This is a genomic window from Nocardioides renjunii (assembly GCF_034661175.1).
Taxonomy (GTDB): domain Bacteria; phylum Actinomycetota; class Actinomycetes; order Propionibacteriales; family Nocardioidaceae; genus Nocardioides; species Nocardioides renjunii.
In genome coordinates, this window is the sequence record NZ_CP141058.1 from 804,647 (window position 1) to 823,176 (window position 18,530).

General features: G+C 73.6%; 17 protein-coding genes. 12 read left to right on the forward strand and 5 right to left on the reverse strand.

Annotation, left to right across the window (positions count from 1 at the left end):
• Positions 1 to 16 precede the first annotated feature (16 nt).
• Complete coding sequence (locus SHK17_RS03755; protein ID WP_322921120.1) at positions 17 to 2,284, reverse strand: helicase C-terminal domain-containing protein; 2,268 nt, start codon at positions 2,282 to 2,284, stop codon at positions 17 to 19.
• Between the two features lie 69 nt (positions 2,285 to 2,353).
• On the opposite strand from SHK17_RS03755, the gene SHK17_RS03760 reads away from it, so the two are divergent.
• From SHK17_RS03760 to SHK17_RS03770, 3 genes are read left to right on the forward strand one after another with little or no spacing between them, the layout of a single operon-like run.
• Complete coding sequence (locus SHK17_RS03760; RefSeq protein ID WP_172269821.1) at positions 2,354 to 3,169, forward strand: protein phosphatase 2C domain-containing protein; 816 nt, start codon at positions 2,354 to 2,356, stop codon at positions 3,167 to 3,169.
• Positions 3,166 to 4,329 carry an FHA domain-containing protein gene (locus SHK17_RS03765; RefSeq protein ID WP_322921121.1) on the forward strand — a complete coding sequence of 388 codons (1,164 nt, stop codon included), beginning with the start codon at positions 3,166 to 3,168 and terminating at the stop codon, positions 4,327 to 4,329. Before SHK17_RS03760 ends, SHK17_RS03765 begins: the two co-directional genes overlap by 4 nt.
• A gap of 11 nt (positions 4,330 to 4,340) precedes the next feature.
• Positions 4,341 to 5,504, forward strand: coding sequence for an RDD family protein (locus SHK17_RS03770; protein ID WP_322921122.1), 1,164 nt, complete (start codon positions 4,341 to 4,343; stop codon positions 5,502 to 5,504).
• A gap of 20 nt (positions 5,505 to 5,524) precedes the next feature.
• Here SHK17_RS03770 and SHK17_RS03775 read toward each other — a convergent pair whose 3' ends face one another.
• Positions 5,525 to 7,681: a S8 family serine peptidase gene (locus SHK17_RS03775; protein ID WP_322921123.1), complete on the reverse strand. Its 2,157-nt coding sequence runs from the start codon at positions 7,679 to 7,681 to the stop codon at positions 5,525 to 5,527.
• A gap of 156 nt (positions 7,682 to 7,837) precedes the next feature.
• On the opposite strand from SHK17_RS03775, the gene SHK17_RS03780 reads away from it, so the two are divergent.
• The gene (locus SHK17_RS03780; protein ID WP_322921124.1) at positions 7,838 to 8,233 is read left to right on the forward strand and encodes a cold-shock protein; all 396 of its coding nucleotides are present in this window, start codon (positions 7,838 to 7,840) and stop codon (positions 8,231 to 8,233) included.
• On the opposite strand, the gene SHK17_RS03785 is transcribed toward SHK17_RS03780, so the two are convergent.
• Positions 8,230 to 9,699: an MFS transporter gene (locus SHK17_RS03785; RefSeq protein ID WP_322921125.1), complete on the reverse strand. Its 1,470-nt coding sequence runs from the start codon at positions 9,697 to 9,699 to the stop codon at positions 8,230 to 8,232. The genes SHK17_RS03780 and SHK17_RS03785 overlap by 4 nt on opposite strands.
• A gap of 10 nt (positions 9,700 to 9,709) precedes the next feature.
• On the opposite strand from SHK17_RS03785, the gene SHK17_RS03790 reads away from it, so the two are divergent.
• Both SHK17_RS03790 and SHK17_RS03795 read left to right on the forward strand, forming a co-directional pair.
• Positions 9,710 to 9,871: a hypothetical protein gene (locus SHK17_RS03790; protein WP_322921126.1), complete on the forward strand. Its 162-nt coding sequence runs from the start codon at positions 9,710 to 9,712 to the stop codon at positions 9,869 to 9,871.
• Positions 9,868 to 10,662 carry a DUF3027 domain-containing protein gene (locus SHK17_RS03795; RefSeq protein ID WP_322921127.1) on the forward strand — a complete coding sequence of 265 codons (795 nt, stop codon included), beginning with the start codon at positions 9,868 to 9,870 and terminating at the stop codon, positions 10,660 to 10,662. Before SHK17_RS03790 ends, SHK17_RS03795 begins: the two co-directional genes overlap by 4 nt.
• 11 nt (positions 10,663 to 10,673) lie before the next feature.
• Here SHK17_RS03795 and SHK17_RS03800 read toward each other — a convergent pair whose 3' ends face one another.
• Together SHK17_RS03800 and SHK17_RS03805 are read right to left on the reverse strand one after the other, a co-directional pair.
• On the reverse strand, positions 10,674 to 11,273 hold the full coding sequence (locus SHK17_RS03800; RefSeq protein WP_322424905.1) for a class I SAM-dependent methyltransferase: 600 nt from the start codon (positions 11,271 to 11,273) through the stop codon (positions 10,674 to 10,676).
• The gene (locus SHK17_RS03805) at positions 11,270 to 11,557 is read right to left on the reverse strand and encodes a DUF2530 domain-containing protein (protein WP_322424904.1); all 288 of its coding nucleotides are present in this window, start codon (positions 11,555 to 11,557) and stop codon (positions 11,270 to 11,272) included. Before SHK17_RS03805 ends, SHK17_RS03800 begins: the two co-directional genes overlap by 4 nt.
• 69 nt (positions 11,558 to 11,626) lie before the next feature.
• On the opposite strand from SHK17_RS03805, the gene SHK17_RS03810 reads away from it, so the two are divergent.
• From SHK17_RS03810 to fusA, 6 genes are all read left to right on the forward strand, one after another.
• The gene (locus SHK17_RS03810; RefSeq protein ID WP_322424903.1) at positions 11,627 to 13,105 is read left to right on the forward strand and encodes an NCS2 family permease; all 1,479 of its coding nucleotides are present in this window, start codon (positions 11,627 to 11,629) and stop codon (positions 13,103 to 13,105) included.
• A 347-nt stretch (positions 13,106 to 13,452) separates the two neighbouring features.
• Positions 13,453 to 13,896, forward strand: coding sequence for a MarR family winged helix-turn-helix transcriptional regulator (locus tag SHK17_RS03815; protein ID WP_253943052.1), 444 nt, complete (start codon positions 13,453 to 13,455; stop codon positions 13,894 to 13,896).
• A gap of 54 nt (positions 13,897 to 13,950) precedes the next feature.
• Complete coding sequence (locus SHK17_RS03820) at positions 13,951 to 15,210, forward strand: MFS transporter (RefSeq protein WP_322922009.1); 1,260 nt, start codon at positions 13,951 to 13,953, stop codon at positions 15,208 to 15,210.
• A gap of 207 nt (positions 15,211 to 15,417) precedes the next feature.
• The gene (rpsL, locus tag SHK17_RS03825; protein ID WP_056906817.1) at positions 15,418 to 15,789 is read left to right on the forward strand and encodes a 30S ribosomal protein S12; all 372 of its coding nucleotides are present in this window, start codon (positions 15,418 to 15,420) and stop codon (positions 15,787 to 15,789) included.
• Entirely contained in the window at positions 15,789 to 16,259 is a 471-nt protein-coding gene (gene rpsG, locus SHK17_RS03830) for a 30S ribosomal protein S7 (protein ID WP_172269837.1), read from the forward strand. The genes rpsL and rpsG overlap by 1 nt, the downstream gene beginning before the upstream one ends.
• 137 nt (positions 16,260 to 16,396) lie before the next feature.
• The gene (gene fusA, locus SHK17_RS03835) at positions 16,397 to 18,460 is read left to right on the forward strand and encodes an elongation factor G (RefSeq protein ID WP_216652377.1); all 2,064 of its coding nucleotides are present in this window, start codon (positions 16,397 to 16,399) and stop codon (positions 18,458 to 18,460) included.
• Positions 18,461 to 18,530: the final 70 nt, after the last annotated feature.

Below are 18,530 nucleotides of genomic sequence, written 5' to 3' on the forward strand. Positions count from 1 at the left end.
GCGCCGAACGCTCGACCTAGGCGCGACGGACGCCCGTGATGCGGTGCACCGCGAACTCGCGTACGTCGTCCGCGCGGTGGTCGAAGGCCGAGAGCCGGCCGCCGTCGAGACGGCGCGGGTCCACGACGCGCTCGCCCGTCGCGCCGTGGTTGTCGACGTAGCCGATGACCACCGTGCTGCCGGCCTCGATCGCCTCCCGCAGCGCGGCCAGGGCGCCCGACGGCGTGGTGGTCTCGGTGGTGGCGGGGCGCGAGGCCCCGGCCCGGTCGCCGGCGCGGATCGCGGTGGCCACGGCCTGGGCCTGGGCGACCTGCCGCGCGTGGACCGCACCGGCCGGACGCCGACCCCGACGGGTGCGGGCGCGGTGGAGGTCCGGGCGGCTGACCCGGACGGTCCCGTCGGCCGCCTCGACGACCGGGGCGGCACCGAGCTCGCGCAGCCGCGGCAGCAGCACGTCGAGGGGCGAGGTGGCGATCGCGACCGTGGGCGCCAGCAGGCGCAGGCCCAGCGACCGTGCCCGCGCGTCGTGCACGAGGGCGGCCAGCGCCGCCTCGTCGTCGGCGCGCAGGAACGCCTCGGCGTGGCCGACCCGGACGCTGCCGAAGGTGCGGGCGACGTCGTCGACGAGGAAGTCCAGCGGCTGCGGCACCGGCGTCTGGGACACCGACGCCAGGAAGTCGCGGACCTCGAGGGCGGACCAGCCGGCGTCGAAGCCGCGCCGCAGCGACCCGGAGGTGAATCGGTAGACGGTGGCACCGCCGCGCGACTCGACGTCCGCGAGCAGGTGCAGCCGGCGCGCGACCTCCGTCTCGAGCGGCCCGGGCGCCACCGCGGTGAGGTCGGCCTGCAGCAGGACGTGGTCGACGGGCCGTGGCAGGTGGGGCGCGATCGCGGCGGCGGCTCCGGTCAGGTCCCCCTCCGCGACGAGCCGGCCGCTCGGGGGGAGGGCGCCGGCCCCGCTGACGCCGAGGGCCGCCGACTCGGTCAGCGCCGCGGTCACCAGGTCGGTGAACACCGCGGGTCGGCGCGGCCGCAGCCAGCCGACGCGCTGCACGAGCGAGGCGATCCCGGTGCCGGCCGCCAGCACCTCGCCGTCGGGGACCTCGGCGAGGACCCGCAGGGCCAGCCGCCGCGCCTCCTCCGCGAGCCCGCTCGACAGCTCGGGCGCCAGGGCGTTCCACGACTTGCCGGCGGCGTCGCGGGACCCGACCAGGGAGGGGACGCGGCTGCTGTCGAGCCACCCGCCCACCAGCCGCGCCCACCGCTCCGCGATGGGCAGCGTCGACCACACGTCGAACTCGTCGGTGGGCAGCCACGACGGCGTCCCGTCCGCGACGGCGGCCTCGGCCACCAGGCCGGCCGACAGCGCGACCTCCACGAGGAGCGCCGCGCCGGCCTCGTCGACGTGGAGCTCGCGGGCGACCGACTTGAGGTCGCGGACCGCGAGCCCGCCGCTGCGCAGCACGCTCGGCGGCGCGACCCCCCAGCCGTCGAGCAGCAGCTCCACCCGGCGTACGACGTCGAAGGCCGCGCCGGCCGCGCTGCGGGCGACCAGCGCGGCGTCGCGCGTGGAGGTGGCCAGGGCTGGCACGTCGTCGACGGGATCGGCGGTCGTCCGGCCGCCGCGCAGCGCGAGCCCCACCTCGCCGGGCAGCACGACCGTGTCGCCGTCGCGCGGCACCAGCAGCCGCCGGCTGATCAGCTCCTCGGCGGGCGACCGGGCCTCGTCGGGCGACACGGTGCGCCGGGCCGACCCCGTCGTGCCCTCGCCGCCGTGCGCGTCGACGTGGCGCAGCATCGCCGCGGCCGCCGGGCTCAGCTCGGCCAGGCGGGCCTCCACCTCGGCCGGCGGCGCCGGCTCGGGACTCGCCGGCCGGAGCCCGCTGGTGACCCCCGGCATGCCGCGCATCGCGTCGGCCACGGCGGTCAGGGCCCGCACCCCGCCGGAGCCCTCCCAGGCCAGGGCGAGGTCGAGCAGCCGCTGCAGCGCGGCCCTCGTCCGGGCCGGGTCCGCGTGGACGATCGAGATCAGCTGCTCCGAGGTGGTTTGGCCCGCCACGAGGAGGGCATCAAGCACGGAGAGCTCCAGGCGGTCCAGGCCGTCCAGGGCGCGGTGGATCGACGAACGAGTGGCGGCCCGCGAGGCCAGCTGTGAGGAATCCTGAGGGGCGGGTGTGGCGAGATCCGGACGGGCCCTGAGCAGCGCGAGGAGCCGCTCGTCCGACCAGCTGCGGAGCTGGTCGGCGAACGTGCGCGCGGGTGTCGTCGACGCTGGGCTGGACATCCCTCTTACGCTACTCGCCGGGTCGGCACCACCGCCCCCACATCTCGACACGGGCGAAGAGGGCCGGGCATGAAGAACGTCGATCTGCACCACGGGGCCTCGACCGACGTCGGGCTGGTCCGCAAGGTCAACGAGGACTCGTTCCTCGTGGCGCCTCCGGTGTTCGCCGTCGCCGACGGCATGGGCGGCCACTCCGGCGGCGACGTCGCCAGCCAGATGGCGGTCGAGGAGTTCCAGCGCCTCGCCGAGGACTACGACCCCGCGCGGGGCGCGGAGCAGGTCGCCGCCGCCTTCGCCCGCGCCCAGGCGCGCATCGTCGACTACGGCGAGGCCCACCGGGCCCTCCAGCCCGGCTGGCACGCCGGCACCACCGCCGTCGTGGCCGTGCTGGTCGACGACCACGGCGTGGCCAAGTGGCTCCTGGCCAACCTCGGCGACTCACGGATCTACCGGATCACCGAGGGCCGCCTCGAGCAGGTCAGCGTCGACCACTCCGTGGTGCAGGAGCTCGTCGACTCCGGCCGGATCACCCCCGAGGAGGCCGCCACCCACCCCGAGCGGCACGTCATCACCCGCGCCCTCGGCAGTCCCGAGGGCATCGACCCCGACTTCTTCCTGCTGCCGCTCGGCTCGGTCGAGCGGCTCCTGCTGTGCAGCGACGGCGTGACCGGGATGATCGAGGACGAGGAGATCGAGCAGATCCTCGAGTCCGTCGCCGACCCCCGCGACGCGGCCGACCAGCTGGTGCGGGCCGCGGTGGCGGCCGGAGGTCGTGACAACGCCACGGCGGTCGTCGTCGATGTGGTGGGATTGGTGAAGGACGCGACCTACGACTCGCAGCGCCAGCTGGAGAGTCTCGAATCCAAGCTGGGGGGACGACTGTGAGCACAGAGGCCAGGTTCGCGACGGGGGACTGGTACGCCGTCGTGGGCGAGCGCGTCACGGTGATCCTGCCCGGCAGCCGGCGCGACCGCGTCGCCGGGCTGTGGGACCTCGCCGACTCCGGTGCCGACGCCGACGCCGTCCTCGACGCGCTGCTCGCCGGCGGCCTCTCCTCGCTCGACCACTTCGCGCTCGTCGCCCACAGCGACGACTCCACCCGGCTCATCGTGCGGGGCGCCCCCTCCGCCGCCGTCTCGACCACGGCCGGCGACGACGTCGTCACCGCGGCCGCGGGCACGGCCTGGGCCGAGCGGCTGGTCACCGGCGTGACCAGCCTCCGCGTGACGCTCACCGGCGACGGTCCCACGGACCACGTGCTGACGCCCGGCCTCGCCCGCGTCTCCGTGGTCGAGTTCGGTGAGCCGGCCCACCGCGCGCCCGCCGCTCCCGAGTCCCCGGCCGCCCCCGCCGTGTCCGAGGCTCCGGCCGAGCAGTCCGACACTGCCCCGGCCGCCGAGGACGGACCGGCCACCGAGGCCATGCCCGTCCTCGCGCCGGCGCCCGTCGCCGTCCCCGCGCAGGCTCCCGCCCCGGCGCCCTTCGTCGCCGAGGCCGAGCCCGTCGCGGCACCACCGCTCACCTTCGGCCGGCCCGAGGACGACCCGACGCCCACCGGCGAGACGCCGGCCGTCCCGGCCGAGCAGCCGGAGTGGCCCGACCTCGACGGCCAGACCCAGGCCGGACCACCGGCCGCGGCGTTCGACCGTCCGCCCATCCCCGGGCAGGAGATCGCCCCCGAGGTGGTCGCCGACCCGGTGGCGTCGCTGGTCTTCTCCACCGGCGACGTCGTCGCCGTCGACCGCGCGGTGCTCGTCGGGCGTGCCCCCGAGGCGCGACGCTTCGCCTCGCACGACCAGCCCCACGTCGTGACGGTGCCGAGCCCGCACCAGGAGATCTCCTCCACCCACCTCGAGATCCGCCCGGGCGCGGGCGCCGACCACGGGTCGGCCATCGCGACCGACCTCGGCTCGACCAACGGCACGGTGCTGGCCCAGCCGGGCCTCGACGCCGAGGAGCTCAAGCCCGGCATCGCGGTGAGCCTGATCCCCGGCGCGGTCCTCGACCTCGGCGACGGCGTCACGATCCAGGTCACCAACCCCTGAGCGACACCGCCGTGACCCAGCACCCCCACCCCGCGACCTACCCGGTCGCCCAGCTCGAGCGGCGCTTCACCGCGTTCGCCGTCGACCGGCTACTCGCCTGGTCGCTCCTCGCCCTGGTCGGCGTGGTCACCTACCTCGTCGTGTCCGACGAGGTGTGGACCGTGGTCGGCGCGGTCGCCGCCGCCATGGTGCTGCTCTGGCTGGTGCTCGCCGTCGTCCTGGGCGTCAGCGGCACCTCTCCCGGCAAGGCGATGTCCGGGCTCCGCGTGGTCCATCACGGCACCGGGACGCCCATCGGCGTCGGCCCGGCCCTGCTGCGCTCGCTCGTGCTCGGCATCGCCGGCCTGCCCACCTTCGGCCTCGGTCTCGCCACCCTGGCCTGGACGGCGGTCGAGGACCGCGGCCGCCAGCGTCGCGGCTGGCACGACCACCTGGCGCACACCGTCGTGGTCGACGTACGCCCGGTGCCGGAGGTCGCCGACACCGAGGCCGACGAGGGCCCGCGTCACATCGTCAACCTCACCGCGATGCGGCTCGTGCCCGCCCCGCCGGTCGAGGCGGTCCGCACGCCGGAGAGGTCGGAGCACTCCGTGCGCCGCCAGCCGCTCCCCGCCGAGGTGACGACGCCTCCGGCGGGCGCCGTCCCCCCGGCCGCTCCACCCCGCTCGACCCCGCCGCCGGCGCAGCCGCAGCACCAGCCGGGCCCACGCCACGCGGCCCCGCCGCAGGCAGCACCGCCGCAGCAGCGCCCCCCTCAGCAGGCGCCCCCTCAGCAGGCGCCTCCGCAGCACGCCGCGCCGCCGTCCCCCCAGGGCCCGCCCGGCCGGGTGCCTGCCGGCCCGGCGAGGTGGCGGGTGCACTTCGACAACGGCGAGAGCTTCGTCATCGCCGGCCTCGCGCTCGTCGGCCGTCGTCCCGAGGCCCGCAGCGGCGAGCAGGTCGCCCACCTCATCCCGCTCGCGTCCGCGGACATGTCGGTGTCCAAGACCCACGCCCAGTTCGGTCCGGCCGGCGACGGCACGATCGTCGTGATGGACCGCGGCTCGACCAACGGCACGATCCTGGTGCGCCAGGGCATGTCGCGGCAGCTCGCCCCGGGCAAGCCGGCCGCGCTCGTCGACGGCGACAAGGTCGTCTACGGCGACCGCGAGATGGTCATCACCCGCGAGCGCTGACCAGCGCCCGGCCCGCAGGCCTAGCGGGTCAGCGCGACCGGGACCCGGGTGACCCCGCCCCGAGCGCCGAGCCAGACGAGCTGGCCGTCGTCGAGGCGGCCGGGGGAGCGGGGCCCGCTGACCGTGACGGTGAAGCTCGCCGACTGCCCCGGCGCGAGGCGTACGGCGAGGGGCCGGACGCTCACCCGGTGCGAGGTGAAGCCCCGGGCGGTGACCGAGAAGTACTCGGCGCGGCGGCCGATGTTGGTCACCCGGCGGACCGCCGTGGTCTGCCGGGCCGACAGCAGCAGCGAGCTGGTGTTGAGGTCGGCCAGGGTGTGGGTGCGCAGCGCGCGGCGCCACGCGGCGGGGTCGACGTCGAGCGCGAGGTGGGCGGTGGGGGCGCGACCCGGCAGGGCGCCCGAGCCCTGCTCGAGGGAGGACGAGCCCGGGACGGGCCGGGCGGACGTGACGACGAGGGACCGCACGACCGCCGCGGAGCGGTCCGGGTCCTCGCCGAGCACCAGTGCCGCCAGTCCGCTGGCGTGGGCGGTCGCGGCGGAGCTGCCGCTGAAGACGCCCCACCCGCGACCCAGGGAGTCGGGGACCGCGCCGAGGACGGCGTCACCGTCGGCGACGGCGTCGGGCTTGAGCGCCGCACCGCGCGGGTCGCCCGGCGCGCTCCAGGGAGCGGTGCGCCGGGTGCCGGGCTCGCCCTCGACCCGAGCCATCCGCAGCCGGGCGGCCGGGTGTCGCGCCACCCACCGGCTGAGCCGGCGACCGGCGTCGGCGGCGAGGTGGACCGTCGGGACGGTGTGGAAGTCGGCCGTCACGCCGCCGGGGCGCTGGTTGACGAGCACCATGGCTCGTCCGCCGGCCTGGGCGACGGACTCGGACTTGTCGATGCGGCCGATCCCGCCGCGGCGGCAGATGACGATCCGGTCGGCGACCCGCCGGGAGTCGAGCGCCCCCTGCCGGCACTGGGCGGCGACGCGACGGGGGACACCCGGCGCCGCAGCGTCCTGGGCCCGGACGGCCCGGCCGCGCACGCCGACCGGCCGACCACCGCCGGTCCACGACTGCCCGCCGGGCACCGTGATCCGACCTCGCGACATCCGCCCGACGGCGGCACCGACCGTGGTGACCCACGGGCTCGCGTGGGCGGCGTACGACGCGTCGGCGGCGCTGCCGGCGGCACCCATCACCACGACGTCGGCCTCCGCTGCGCCGAGCAGGGCGCGCTGCAGCGTGTCGACGCCCTCGCCACCGGCGAGGGCCAGGGTGAGCACGTCCACACCGTCGGCGACGGCGGCGTCGACGGCGGAGACCACGTCGGCCGTCGAGCAGCCGTCGTCAGCGGGGTCGGGTGCGCCCCAGCACGCCTTGTAGGCGGCGATGCGCGCCTGCGGCGCGACGCCGCCGAACCGGCCCGCGTCACGGCCGTCGACGCGCACGCTCACGCCGGCGTTGCCGGCGGCGACCGACGAGACCTGGGTGCCGTGGCCGAGGACGTCGAGGGGCGACAGCGCCTCCGACGAGCGGACCCGGTCCGCGCCGAAGCCGTCGACGAACCACCGGGCGCCCACGACCTTGCGCGTGCAGTCCTCGGCCGTCCAGCCCTCACCCTCGGCGCACGTGCCCGCGAACCCCTGCGGATCGGCGCCGAGCCCGGGCACCACCGCGAAGGCGGGGGACTGCGGGGCGATCCCGGAGTCGACGACGCCGATGACCACGCCGGCGCCGCCGCGCAGCCTCGGGCTGGCCGCGGCGCCGTCGACGGCGGCCGAGGCCGGGCGGGCCGCCAGCGGGCGCACCGTGTCGGCCTCGATGGCGGCGATGCCCGGCTGGTCGTCGAGGACGGCGACCTGCTCCTCGGTGAGCGGGGCCGCGAACCCGTTGAGGGCCGTCGTCCAGCGGTAGACGGGCTCGCCGGCCCCGATCGCCGCGAGGGCGGCGTCCTGGCGGGCGAGGAGCTCCGGCGCGTCCGCGCGGCCGGCGGCGGTGCCCGCGCCCTGGAGCGTGACGAGGGTCAACGGCTGCGCGGGGGCGGGGCCCGACGGTGCGCCGTCAGCGCGTGCGGTGGTCGCCGCGGCCAGGGTGGGGACACCGAGCGCGAGCGCGAGCGCACCGGTCCCGAGCATCCGTCCCACCCGTCGTGCCGGCACCGCGCCCGTCCTCTCCGCTGGTCTGCTGGTCATCGGTCGTCCCACGAGTCTTCCATGGTCCCAGCAGCCTCGCCCCCCGATCAAACGCGGGACGGCAGAACCCGTTGGTCGAGCGCTGGGAGCGCCGCCTATTCTGTGCCAGCGCGCGTGGATCCACGCCGCGTCCGGCGGAGCTGAGTGGAGTGGACCGTGCCCAGTGGCAAGGTGAAGTGGTTCGACGCGGAGAAGGGCTTCGGCTTCCTGTCCCAGGACGACGGACCGGACGTCTACGTCCACTCCGACGCGCTTCCCGAGGGGATCGCCACGCTCAAGGCGGGCACGAAGGTCGAGTTCGGCATCGCCCAGGGCCGCCGCGGCGACCAGGCGCTGCAGGTGCGCGTGCTCGACGCGCCCGCCTCGGTCAGCCGCAACCAGCGCAACGCCCAGCGCAAGCAGCCCGAGGCGATGGTCACCATCGTCGAGGACCTCATCAAGATGCTCGAGGGCGTCGAGGAGACCTACCGCCGCGGCCGGCACCCCGAGCGCGCGGCCGCGCGGGGCACCGCCAAGGTGCTGCGCGCCCTCGCAGACGAGCTGGAGATCTAGCCCGGTCCCTGGCCCGCGCCCGTCGGTGGGCGTACGCCGTCGTGCCGCACGGGCGTCGGTGCGCTCCGCTGCGGCCGGCGGACCAGGACGAAGGTCGCCCACAGGCCCAGCACGCCGGCGGCGATGCCGAGCCCGAGCTGGGGCATGAGCGGCATGGCGATGCCGATGAATCCGCCTATCACCCACGCCAGCTGCAGCGTGGTGTCGGAGCGGGCGAAGGCGCTGGCCTGGATGCGGCTCGGCACGTCGCGCTGGATCGTGGAGTCGAGCGACAGCTTGGCCAGCGACTGCGCCAGGCCGGCGGTCAGCCCGAGCAGCACGAGGGTGAGCAGTCCGTAGAACAGCGCGGCCAGCAGGGCGACCGCCGCGTCGGCGACCAGGGCCAGCACGACGGTCACCGACGGGTTGAGCCGTTGTAGCAGCGACCCGATGGCGATCCCGAGCGTGTTGCCGAAGCCGGCCGCGCCGATGACCAGCGCGAGCAGGAGCTCGGGGGCGTAGTCGCCGATGGGGTTGTCGCGCAGGAGGAACGCCATGAACATCGTCAGGAAGCCGGACAGCCACCGCGGTCCGCAGTTGGCGCGCAGGGCGAAGGCGACGGCAGAGGGGATGCGGGTGCGGGGTCGCCGGCCGGTGCCGGCGTCCTCGCTGTCGCCCGTCAGCGTGAGCTCGCCCTCGCCCTGGCTGGCGTCGACCTTCTCGGGCAGGCGGATCGCCCAGATGGTGGCGAGCACGAAGACGACGAACGCGTAGCGCAGCGACCACTCGGGACCGAACGTCGAGGCGACGAAGGCCAGCGGCGCCGAGATGCCCGCCCCCACGATGCCGGCGAGCGAGACCCGGGCGTTGGCCTTGACCAGGGTGAGGTCGGGCGGCAGCAGCCGCGGCACGGCGGCCGCGCGCGTGACGCCGTAGGCCTTCGACGCGACCAGCACGCCCAGCGCCGCGGGGAACAGCCAGCCCGACTCGGTCACGACCGCGGTCGCCAGGACCCAGCAGAGGAAGCCGCGCGTGGCCATCGTCGCGCCGACGGCCCAGCGACGACCGTGGCTGAACCGGTCGAGGAACGGGCCGATGAGGGGCGCCACGATCGCGAACGGCAGCATCGTGAGGCCGAGGAAGAGCGCCACCTGGCCGCGTGCCTCGCCGGTCGGCACCTGGAAGAACAGCGTGCCGGCCAGCGAGATCGCCACCGCGGCGTCGCCGGCCGCGTTGAAGGCGTGCAGCTCGATCAGCCGGGACAGCCCGGAGTCACCGGCTCCCTCGGCCCGTGCGGCCCGACGCGCCTGGGACACCGCGAACTGGCCCGCCGTGCCGGCTCCGCGCCCGGCCACCTTCGCGCCCCGGCCGGCGGCCCGCACCCCGCGTGCGGCGCCCGACAGCGAGCGGCGTACGGCTCCCGAGCGGGGCGGCGAGGACTGCTCCCGACGCGGCCCCGGGGCGGGGTCGGGGCGGTCGGAGGTCACGGGCACCATCTTGGCCTACCGACCCGACAGCGCGGAGGAGGACGCGGAGGAGGACGCGGGGGAGGACGCGGACGAGGACGTGAAGGCGGTGATGGGGGAGGACGTCCGCGACGCTCCGGCGCGCGGCCCGGCAGGACAGGAGTGGTGGGCGTTTGCCACAATGCCCACGTGATCGCTCTCCCCACCCGTGCCGGCAAGCCGGACTCGACCCTCGTCAAGGCCGTCGACCTGGCGCGCAGCGTCGTGCTCGAGCTCGCCGACGCGTCCGAGGTGGGCGACCACCTCGGTGCGCACGCCGAGGGCGAGCGCCTCGTCACCCACCACTTCGCGTGCCTCAGCGCCGGCTACCCGGGCTGGCACTGGTCGGTGACCCTGACCCGCGCCAAGCGCGGCAAGGACCTCACGGTCAACGAGGTCGTGCTGCTGCCCGGCGACGACGCGATCGTCGCTCCCGCGTGGCTGCCCTACAAGGAGCGCCTCCAGCCCGGCGACCTGTCGCCCGGCGACCTGCTCCCCGTCGAGGACGAGGACGCGCGGCTGGTGCCGACCTACCTCGTCGGCGACGACCCGCTGGACACCCCGCTCGACGGCGACGCCCGGGCGCAGGTGCGCCGCGTGGCCGAGGACCTCGGCCTCGGTCGGGTCCGCACGCTGAGCCGCGAGGGCATCGACATGGCCGCCGAGCGCTGGTACGCCGGTCCCGGCGGTCCCGAGTCACCCCTGGCCAAGAGCGCCCCGGACACCTGCTGGTCGTGCGGCTTCCTGGTGCGCCTCAACGGCTCGCTCTCCGAGCGGTTCGGCGTCTGCGCCAACGGCAACGCCAACGACGACGGCCGTGTGGTCACCTTCGACCACGGCTGCGGGGCGCACTCCGAGGTCAAGCTCGCGCGCAAGCAGCAGCCGCTGCCCATGCCGGACCACGTCTTCGACACCCTCACCGACGACGAGATCGAGCAGCTCTGAGGCGCGCGGGCTCAGTCCCGCGCCAGCACCCAGACGGCGTACTCGTCGTTGGGCTCGTGCAGCTCGTAGCTGCCGAACCGGTGCACCACCCGGAGCCCGGCCGCGGCCACGTCGGCGACGAACTCGTCCGGCGGGTAGGTCCGGCTCCCGGTCTTCACCGCGCTGAGGTGGAAGCCGGCGAGCACCCGGCCGCCGGGCGCCAGCAGGTCGCGCAGCCGAGCCAGGACCGCACGCTCGGTGCCCTCGCCGAGGTAGATGAACACGTTGCCGACCACGACCACGAGGTCGAAGCCGCCGACCTGCTCGGGGTCGAGCGCCAGCGCCTCGTGGGGGAGCACCTCGAGACCGGCGTACGTCGCCTGTGACTGCGCGCGCAGCTCCGGGTCGGGCTCCGTCGCGACGACGTCGTGCCCGCGCGCGGCCAGGGCGGCGGCGACCCGTCCCATGCCCGAGCCGACGTCGAGGATCCGCGCTCCCCGCGGCACGAGGGCGTCGGCCAGCCGGGCCTCGCCGTCGACGTCGTCGCCGCGCGCCACCCGCTCGGCGAAGTGCTCGCCGTAGCCGCGGTTGCCCTCGCCGGCCAGCTCCCAGCGGGTGGGCGGCAGGCTCATCGGCCGGCCTGCTGGAGCGCGCGCTCCTTGCGGCGGCGGCGGCAGTACTCCAGGCCGCACAGCCCGAGGCCGAAGCCGGCCAGGCAGGTCCAGAGCCACCACGTCCGGCCGTTGTCCTGCAGCGTGCCCCAGAAGGGGAGCAGGCCGAGGAAGGCCAGCAGCCACAGCGCGGTGCCGACCTCGGTGGTGCGGACCCCGTCGACGTCGAGCGGCTCGACCTGCGCGACGACGTAGGTGCGGTTGCCGATCTCGTGCTGCGTCGGCTGCTCGTCGCCCAGGTCCACGCGGTCACGCTACACGCGCGACACGGGCGGAAACACGGGCGTAGCACGCTTCTGCCACACTGCCGTCCCGTGACCGACGAGACCAAGACGGCAGAGCAGTCCCCCAGGGCCACGGGCCTCGACGGGTTCTTCCAGATCACCGAGCGCGGGTCCACCGTGGGCCGGGAGGTGCGCGGCGGTGTCGTGACCTTCCTGACGATGGCCTACATCGTCGTGCTCAACCCGCTCATCCTGGGCTTCGTGCCGGACTCGACCGGCGCCTTCCTCGGCGGCGGCACCGGCGACGGCTCCAACCTGCCGGTGATCGCCGCCGGCACGGCACTGGTCGCGGGCGTGCTCACGATCCTGATGGGGTCGGTCGCCAACTTCCCGCTCGCGCTGGCCACCGGGCTCGGCCTCAACGCGTTCGTGGCCAACGCGATCGCCACCCGGTCCACGTGGGCCGACGCGATGGGGCTCATCGTGCTCGAGGGCATCATCATCCTGGTCCTCGTGCTGACCGGGTTCCGCAAGGCCGTCTTCCACGCCGTCCCGCAGCAGCTCAAGATCGCCATCTCGGTCGGCATCGGCCTCTTCATCGCGCTCATCGGCTTCGTCGACGCGGGCTTCGTCACCCGGATCCCCGACGCCGCCCTCACGACCGTCCCGGTGCAGCTCGGCAGCGGCGGAACGCTCACCGGCTGGCCTGTCCTCGTCTTCGCCGTCGGCGTCGTCCTCATCATCGCGCTGTGGGTGCGCCACGTGCGCGGCGCGATCCTCATCTCCATCGTCGCGACCGCCGTCCTCGCGTTCGTCATCCAGGCCGTGCTCGACCTCGGCTCGGTGGCCGAGGAGGGCCCGGGCAACTGGTCGCTCAACGTCCCCGAGCTCAACGGCGTCGTCGACGTGCCCGACTTCGGCACCCTCGGCGAGTTCTCCCTCTTCGGGGCGTTCTCCTCCGTCGGCGTGCTCGCCGCGCTGCTGCTCGCGTTCACGCTGCTGCTGGCCGACTTCTTCGACACCATGGGCACGATGACCGCCATCGGCGCCGAGGCCGGGCTCAACGACGAGGAGGGGATCCCGCCCCACGCCCAGCGCATCCTCATCGTCGACTCGGTCGCCGCCATGGCCGGTGGCGCCGCGGGCGTCTCGTCCAACACCTCCTACATCGAGTCCGCCTCCGGCGTCGGCGAAGGCGCCCGTACGGGCCTGGCGTCGGTCGTGACCGGGCTGCTGTTCCTGCTGAGCACCTTCTTCGCGCCGATCGTCGAGGCGATCCCCTCCGAGGCCGCGGTCCCTGCGCTGGTGCTGGTCGGCTTCCTGATGATGCAGCAGGTCAAGGGCATCGCGTGGGACGACCTCGAGATCGCCATCCCGGCGTTCCTCACGATCGTGTTGATGCCCTTCACCTACTCCATCTCGGTCGGCATCGGCGCCGGCTTCCTGGCGTACGTCCTCATCAAGGTCGTGGTCGGCAAGGCCCGCGAGGTGCACCCGCTCATGTGGCTCGTCGCGGCGCTCTTCGTCGTCTACTTCGCGATCGACCCGATCACCTCCTGGCTCACCTGAGGGTCCGGTCTGGCCGTCCTCGTCGTGCAGGAGTCCCCGCCCAGGGAGTCGGCGGGCCGGCCCCCGCCACCCCGTGGTTTCCCCGCATATGCGGGGAAACCGGAACTTCCAGGGGTGTACACACCCCCAGAAGTTCGGAACTGCCTCGAGATGTCCACGGCCGGGTGCGGCGGTGACCCGTCAGGCGGCGCCCAGGGTGGCGGCAGATCGTCCCCGTACGTCGCCCGCGCTGCGATGTGCCGCCACCACGAGGCGCGAGCCGAAGAGCCGACGCACCCCCGAGCGGCAGGCCCCGCCTTGCACCACCGCCGGAATAGTTAGCACAGGTAATGAGTTATGCTAACGACATGCCGACCAGAGACCTCCGCTCCGACGCCGGGCTCGCCTCCGAGCTCCGGGCAGGTGTCATGCGCCTGCGCCGCCGACTGGTCTCCGAGCGCCACCCCGACAACGACCTGAGCATCCCGCAGATGGTCGTGCTCGGGCTGCTGGTCCGCCTCGGCGACCAGAGCATCGGCGAGCTGGCCCGCGCCGAGCGCGTGCAGCCGCCGTCGATGACCCGGACGGTCAACTGCCTGGAGGCCGACGGCTACGTCGTGCGCCGGCCCCACGAGAGCGACGGCCGCCAGGTCGTCGTCACCCTCACCGACGCCGGCCGGGCGGCGGTGCTGGCCGACCGCCAGCGTCGTGACGCCTGGCTCTCCCAGCAGCTCGCGCGGCTCACCCCCGCCGAGCGCGCCACCCTCCGCGAGGCTGCCCCGATCCTGGCCCGCCTCGCGATGACCGACTGACCTGCTGACCGCACCACCGACTGAGGAGTCACCACGAGTCCCACCTTCCGCTCCCTGGCCAACGCCAACTACCGCCGCTACGCCGCCGGCGGTGTCGTCTCCAACACCGGCACCTGGATGCAGCGCGTCGCGCAGGACTGGCTGGTGCTCGAGCTCGCCGTCGGGTCCGGCGCCACCGCGCTGGGCATCACGACCGGGCTCCAGTTCCTGCCGTTCCTGCTGCTGACCCCGATCGCCGGCCTCGTCGCCGACCGCATGCCCAAGCAGCGGCTGCTCCAGCTGACCAACCTCGGCATGGCGCTGCCCGCCGCCGTGCTCGGCGTCCTCGCCGTCACCGGCACCGCCGAGGTCTGGCACGTCTACCTGCTCGCCCTCCTGCTCGGCGCCGCGTCGGCCTTCGACGCCCCGGCCCGCCAGTCGTTCGTCTCCGAGCTCGTCGACCCCGGTGACCTCACCAACGCGGTGGGCCTCAACTCCGCCAGCTTCAACGCCGCCCGCCTCGTCGGCCCCGGCCTCGCCGGCGTGCTCATCGCCGCCTTCGGCGGGGGAGCGGCAGCGACCGGCTGGGTCATCCTCTTCAACGCGGTGTCGTACGCCGCCCCGATCTGGTCGCTGCGCCACCTCGACGTCAGCCGCATCGACGCCGCGGCGCCCGCCGACCGGGGGCCCGGCGCCATCGAGGAGGGCGTCGCCTACGTCCGGGCCCGCCCCGACCTGCTCCTCGTCCTGAGCATGGTGTTCTTCGCCGGCACGTTCGGCCTCAACTTCCAGATCACCTCCGCGCTCATGGCCACCGAGGTCTTCGGCAAGGGGCCCGAGGAGTTCGGCCTGCTCGGCACCTTCCTGGCCGTCGGCTCGCTGACGGGGGCGCTGCTGGCCGCCCGCCGCGCCCAGGTCCGGCACCGGCTGGTCGTCGGCTCCGCCCTGGCCTTCGGCACGACCGTGGTGCTGGCCGGGCTGATGCCGTCCTACCTGACCTTCGCGCTGCTCGCGCCGGTCACCGGCCTCACGGCGCTCACCTTCATCACCGCGGCCAACACCTACATGCAGCTGCACACCGACGCCGGCGTGCGCGGGCGGGTGATGGCGCTCTACCTGATGATCTTCATGGGCGGCACCCCGGTGGGCGCGCCCATCATCGGCTGGATCGGCCAGGAGTACGGCGCGCGCTGGACGCTGATCGGCGGCGGGCTCATGACGATCGCCGGGGTTGCGTTGTCTGCGATCATGTACCTGAGGCTCGAACGGGCGCGTCGGGAGCGGGTCGTCGAGGCCGGCCGACCGGCCGCGGAGAGGGCGTCCGCGGCGTTTTGACCCTGCCGTGGCGCCCGAGTAGCCTCGTTCCTTGTGTGTCTGGCTCGTCCAGACCCATGCGCATGCACGGACGGCGCCCATTCGCAGGGCGCAGGCCCGGGGCGCAGCACCCCCAGCACTCGCAACAGGCACACCGCAGCAACGCACGACCCCGAGTCCGGCACCGCGCCGGGCCGTGACGAGACGACAGAGAGAGGGAACCACCCGGTGCCCACCATCAACCAGCTGGTCCGCAAGGGCCGCCAGGACAAGGTGTCGAAGAACAAGACGCCTGCCCTGAAGGGATCCCCGCAGCGCCGTGGCGTCTGCACCCGCGTCTACACCACCACCCCGAAGAAGCCGAACTCCGCCCTCCGCAAGGTCGCCCGCGTGCGCCTGAGCAGTGGCGTCGAGGTCACCGCCTACATCCCGGGTGTCGGTCACAACCTGCAGGAGCACTCGATCGTGCTCGTCCGCGGCGGCCGTGTGAAGGACCTTCCCGGCGTCCGCTACAAGATCATCCGCGGCTCGCTCGACACCCAGGGTGTCAAGAACCGCAAGCAGGCCCGCAGCCGCTACGGCGCGAAGAAGGAGAAGTAATGCCTCGCAAGGGTCCCGCTCCCAAGCGCCCCCTCGTCGTCGACCCGGTCTACGGCTCGCAGCTGGTCACCCAGCTCGTCAGCAAGGTCCTCCAGGACGGCAAGAAGGCCGTGGCGCAGCGCATCGTCTACACCGCCCTCGAGGGTTGCCGCGACAAGACCGGCACCGACCCCGTCGTCACGCTCAAGCGCGCGATGGACAACGTCAAGCCGGCCATCGAGGTCAAGTCCCGCCGCGTCGGCGGCGCGACCTACCAGGTCCCCGTCGAGGTCAAGGCCAACCGCTCCACCACGCTGGCCCTGCGCTGGCTCGTGGGCTACGCCGCCGACCGCCGCGAGAAGACCATGGCCGAGCGCCTCATGAACGAGATCCTCGACGCGAGCAACGGCCTCGGTGCCGCTGTGAAGAAGCGCGAGGACACCCACAAGATGGCCGAGTCCAACAAGGCCTTCGCCCACTACCGCTGGTGATCGCGGGGGGCCGTACGACCCGCACTGCGCGGCGTACGGCCCTCCACCCCACCACCCCACCAACTCCGAGGGACTGAGACACAGACGTGGCCGTCGACATCACCACCGACCTCAACCAGGTCCGCAACATCGGCATCATGGCGCACATTGACGCCGGCAAGACCACCACCACCGAGCGCATCCTCTTCTACACCGGCATCACCTACAAGATCGGTGAGGTCCACGAGGGCGCGGCCACCATGGACTGGATGGAGCAGGAGCAGGAGCGCGGCATCACGATCACGTCCGCCGCGACGACCTGCTGGTGGAAGAAGCACCAGATCAACATCATCGACACCCCCGGTCACGTCGACTTCACCGTCGAGGTCGAGCGCTCGCTGCGCGTCCTCGACGGGGCCGTCGCGGTGTTCGACGGCGTCGCCGGTGTCGAGCCCCAGTCCCAGACCGTGTGGCGCCAGGCCAACAAGTACGCCGTGCCGCGCATGTGCTTCGTCAACAAGCTCGACCGCACCGGTGCCGACTTCTACAAGGTCGTCGACTCCATCGTCGAGCGCCTGCACGCGACCCCGCTCGTGCTGCAGCTGCCCATCGGTGCCGAGTCCGACTTCATCGGCGTCGTCGACCTCGTCGAGATGCACGCCAAGGTGTGGCGCGGCGAGACCGAGATGGGTGAGGACTACACGGTCGAGGAGATCCCGGCCGACCTCGCCGACAAGGCCGCCGAGTACCGCGAGAAGCTCGTCGAGACCCTCGCCGAGGCCGACGACGACATCATGGAGGTCTACCTCGAGGACGGCGACGTCTTCGACGTGCCGACCCTCAAGGCCGCCATCCGCCGCGCGACGCTGGCCGACAAGCTCAACCCGATCCTCACCGGCACCGCCTTCAAGAACAAGGGCGTGCAGCCCCTGCTCGACGCGGTCGTCGACTACCTCCCCTCGCCGCTGGACGTCGACGCCATCGTCGGCCACAAGCCCAACGACGAGGACACCGAGATCCTGCGCCAGCCGAGCGACGCGGAGCCCTTCTCGGGCCTGGCGTTCAAGATCGCCTCGGACCCGCACCTCGGCAAGCTGATCTACGTCCGCGTCTACTCCGGCAAGCTGGAGGCCGGCTCGACCGTGGTCAACTCGGTCAACGGCCGCAAGGAGCGGATCGGCAAGGTCTACCAGATGCACGCCAACAAGCGTGAGGAGATCGCGTCGGTCGGCGCCGGCCAGATCGTGGCGGTCATGGGCCTCAAGGACACCAAGACCGGCCACACGCTGTCCGACCCGCAGAACCAGGTCGTGCTCGAGTCGATGACGTTCCCGGCCCCGGTGATCGAGGTCGCGATCGAGCCCAAGACCAAGAGCGACCAGGAGAAGCTCGGCACCGCGATCCAGCGGCTCACCGAGGAGGACCCGACCTTCACCGTCAAGACCGACGAGGAGACCGGCCAGACCATCATCGCCGGCATGGGCGAGCTCCACCTCGAGGTCTTCGTCGACCGGATGAAGCGCGAGTTCAAGGTCGAGGCCACCGTCGGCAAGCCGCAGGTCGCCTACCGCGAGACCATCCGCCGCAAGGTGGAGAACCACTCCTACACGCACAAGAAGCAGACCGGTGGTTCGGGTCAGTTCGCGAAGGTCGTCATCACGATCGAGCCCAACATCAACCCCGAGACCGGCACCGGTGCGGGCTACGAGTTCGTCAACGCCGTCACCGGTGGTCGCATCCCGCGGGAGTACATCCCCTCGGTCGACCAGGGCGCCCAGGAGGCGCTGCAGTTCGGTGTGCGCGCCGGCTTCCCGATGGTCGACGTCAAGGTCACCCTCGAGGACGGCGCCTACCACGACGTGGACTCCTCCGAGCTCGCGTTCAAGATCGCCGGCATCCAGGCCTTCAAGGAGGCTGCGCAGCGCGCGCAGGCCGTCCTCCTCGAGCCGATGTTCGCCGTCGAGGTCACCACGCCGGAGAGCTTCCTCGGCACCGTGATCGGCGACATCAACTCCCGCCGGGGCCAGATCCAGGCACAGGAGGAGCGTCACGGCGACCTGGTCGTCAACGCCCTCGTGCCGCTGTCAGAGATGTTCGGGTACGTTGGCGACCTGAGGTCCAAGACCTCTGGTCAGGCGTCGTACTCGATGGAGTTCGACTCGTACGCCGAGGTTCCGACGAACATCGCCGACGAGATCGTGAAGAAGGTCCGCGGCGAGTAGTTCGCCCCGGATCCTCGGCACCAGCACCACCCCACACCCACGAGTCAAGTAACAACAATCAGGAGGAGCC

Excerpts from the sequence above, each read along its gene's own strand:
- SHK17_RS03760 (WP_172269821.1), top strand. The coding sequence starts at position 2,354 with ATGAAGAACGTCGATCTGCACCACGGGGCCTCGACCGACGTCGGGCTG.
- SHK17_RS03800 (WP_322424905.1), bottom strand. The coding sequence starts at position 11,273 with ATGAGCCTGCCGCCCACCCGCTGGGAGCTGGCCGGCGAGGGCAACCGC.
- rpsG (WP_172269837.1), top strand. The coding sequence starts at position 15,789 with ATGCCTCGCAAGGGTCCCGCTCCCAAGCGCCCCCTCGTCGTCGACCCG.
- SHK17_RS03815 (WP_253943052.1), top strand. The coding sequence starts at position 13,453 with ATGCCGACCAGAGACCTCCGCTCCGACGCCGGGCTCGCCTCCGAGCTC.
- SHK17_RS03775 (WP_322921123.1), bottom strand. The coding sequence starts at position 7,681 with ATGACCAGCAGACCAGCGGAGAGGACGGGCGCGGTGCCGGCACGACGG.
- fusA (WP_216652377.1), top strand. The coding sequence starts at position 16,397 with ATGGCGCACATTGACGCCGGCAAGACCACCACCACCGAGCGCATCCTC.
- SHK17_RS03755 (WP_322921120.1), bottom strand. The coding sequence starts at position 2,284 with ATGTCCAGCCCAGCGTCGACGACACCCGCGCGCACGTTCGCCGACCAG.